Raw genomic sequence first — 2730 nt, 5'->3', positions numbered from 1 at the left:
CGAACATGTCGGGCGGCTCAGGCGGGGGAGCGTCCGCCGCCTGGCGGACCAACTCGACTCGCCTCAGCTGCGCGGTGACGGCCTGTTCCAGGTTGCCGAGCATGGCCTGAAACAGTTCGAAGGCCTCGCCCTTGTACTCCTGCAGCGGGTCGCGCTGGGCATAGCCGCGGAAGCCGACGACCGAGCGCAGATGGTCGAGATTGACGATGTGCTCGCGCCACAGGTGGTCGAGCGTCTGCAGCACCACCGAGCGCTCGACATAGCTCATCACGTCGGGGCCGAAGCGGTCGGCGCGTTCCTTCGCGGCTGCATCGGCAGCCGCCGCGATGCGTTCGCGGATGTCGTCCTCGGCGATGCCCTCTTCCTTGACCCACTCTTCGACCGGCAGGTCGAGGTTCAGGAATTGCGCCACTTCCTCCTTCAGGCCGGCAACGTTCCACTGCTCGGCATAGGCGTTTTCGGGGATGTTCTTGGCGACGATTTCCTCGATGACGCCCTCGCGCATCTCGGTGACCGTCTCGGACAGACCTTCGCCGTCCATCAACTCGATGCGTCGCTGGAACACCGCCTTGCGCTGATCGTTGGAGACGTCGTCATATTTCAAGAGGTTCTTGCGGATGTCGAAGTTGCGCGCCTCGACCTTCTTCTGCGCCTTTTCCAGCGCCTTGTTGATCCACGGGTGGATGATCGCCTCGTCTTCCTTGAGACCGAGCTTCTGCAGCATGCCGTCCATGCGCTCGGAGCCGAAGATGCGCATCAGGTCGTCCTGCAGCGACAGGAAGAATTTCGAGCGGCCCGGATCGCCCTGGCGGCCGGAGCGGCCGCGGAGCTGGTTGTCGATGCGGCGCGATTCATGGCGCTCGGTGGCCAAAACGTAGAGGCCGCCGGCGGCCAGCGCCTTTTCCTTCAACTGCGCGACGTCGTCGCGGATCTGCTTTTCACGTGCCTCGCGTTCCGGCCCGGCCGGCATGTCGGCCAATTCCTCGGCAATGCGCATGTCGGCGTTGCCGCCAAGCTGGATGTCGGTGCCACGGCCGGCCATGTTGGTGGCGATGGTGATGGCGCCGGGCTTGCCGGCCTGGGCGACGATGGCCGCCTCCCGCTCGTGGTGGCGGGCGTTCAGCACCTCGAAATTCTTGAAACCGTCCTTGCGCAGGCGTTCGGCCAGCTGCTCGGATTTCTCGATCGAGGTGGTGCCGACTAGGATCGGCTGGCCCTTGTCGCGCGCTTCCTTGATCTCCTTGACGATCGCCTTGTACTTCTCGTCCACCGTCCGATAGACCTCGTCGTCCTCGTCCTTGCGGACGACCGGCAGGTTGGTCGGGATCTCGGTGACTTCGAGATTGTAGATGTTAGCGAATTCCTCGGCCTCGGTCAGCGCCGTGCCGGTCATGCCGGCGAGCTTCTTGTAGAGGCGGAAATAGTTTTGGAAGGTGACGGAGGCGAGCGTCTGGTTCTCCGGCTGGATCGCCACGTGTTCCTTGGCCTCCAGCGCCTGGTGCAGGCCTTCCGAATAACGGCGGCCAGGCATCATGCGGCCGGTGAACTCGTCGATGATGACGATCTCGCCGTTGCGCACGATGTAGTCCCTGTCTTTCTGGAACAAAAGGTGCGCCTTCAGCGCATTGTTGACATGGTGGACGATGGCGACGTTCTCGACGTCATAGAGCGACTCGCCCTTCAGCAGGCCGGCGTCGCGCAGCATGTTTTCCAGCCTTTCGGTGCCGTCCTCGGTGAAGATCGTGGTCTTCTGCTTCTCGTCGACCTCGTAGTCGGGGGGGCCGAGCCTCAGCATGAAGGCGTCGATGGTGTTGTACATTTCCGAGCGGTCCTCGAGCGGACCGGAAATGATCAGCGGCGTGCGCGCTTCGTCGACCAGGATGGAATCGACCTCGTCGACGATGGCGTAGGCATGGCCGCGCTGCACCATCTGCGAGCGCTCGTACTTCATATTGTCGCGCAGATAGTCGAAGCCGAGCTCGTTGTTGGTGGCATAGGTGACGTCGGAGGCGTAGGCCTCGCGGCGCTCGTCGTCGGAGAGGCCGTGAACGATGATGCCGACGGTGAGGCCGAGGAACTTGTAGATGCGGCCCATCCATTCCGCGTCGCGCTTGGCCAGATAGTCGTTGACGGTGACGACATGGACGCCTTTGCCGGCAAGCGCATTGAGATAGACCGGCAAGGTGGCGACCAGCGTCTTGCCCTCGCCGGTGCGCATTTCGGCGATGCCGCCATTGTGCAGCACCATGCCGCCGATCAATTGCACGTCGAAGGGACGCATGCTCAGAACGCGGCGGGCCGCTTCGCGCACGGTGGCGAAAGCCGGTATCAGCAGGTCGTCGAGCGACGCGCCGTTGGCGAGATCCTGGCGGAATTTTTCCGTGCGGCCCGCAAGCTCGGCATCGGACAGCGCCCGCATCTCGTTTTCCATGGCGTTGATGGCCTCGACCCGGGGCCTGGTCGCCTTGACTCGGCGGTCGTTGGAGGAGCCGAAAACCTTACGGGCGAGACCGCCGAGACTGACCATCCAATGGTCCTTTCGATAGCAATTTTAGCCGTTTGCGACAGGCGCCTGGCGGGCCTATCAAATCCGCGTGAATGCGGACAAACGCAAAAAGCGCCCGGAAAACGGTTCTGGACGCCAAGTCGTTGGACAGATAAGAGGGGGCTCAATCGATGTCAACGCCGCGTTAGCCCTCCGGGCAGCGCCAAATTCCGCCACAATCGGAC

The 2730-nt window shown here is 63.0% G+C and carries 1 protein-coding gene; it reads right to left on the bottom strand.

Features of this window, described 5'->3' with window-relative positions; all coding sequences use genetic code 11:
- Positions 1-2527: preprotein translocase subunit SecA (secA, locus tag EOA38_RS32810; protein ID WP_127301184.1), on the bottom strand; the 2527-nt coding region annotated here is incomplete at its 3' end.
- Positions 2528-2730 lie beyond the last annotated feature (203 nt).

Source organism: Mesorhizobium sp. M1E.F.Ca.ET.041.01.1.1 (assembly GCF_003997355.1).
GTDB lineage: Bacteria > Pseudomonadota > Alphaproteobacteria > Rhizobiales > Rhizobiaceae > Mesorhizobium.
The sequence above is the reverse complement of the archived record's forward strand: the minus strand, read 5'-3'. Positions and strand labels throughout refer to the sequence as shown.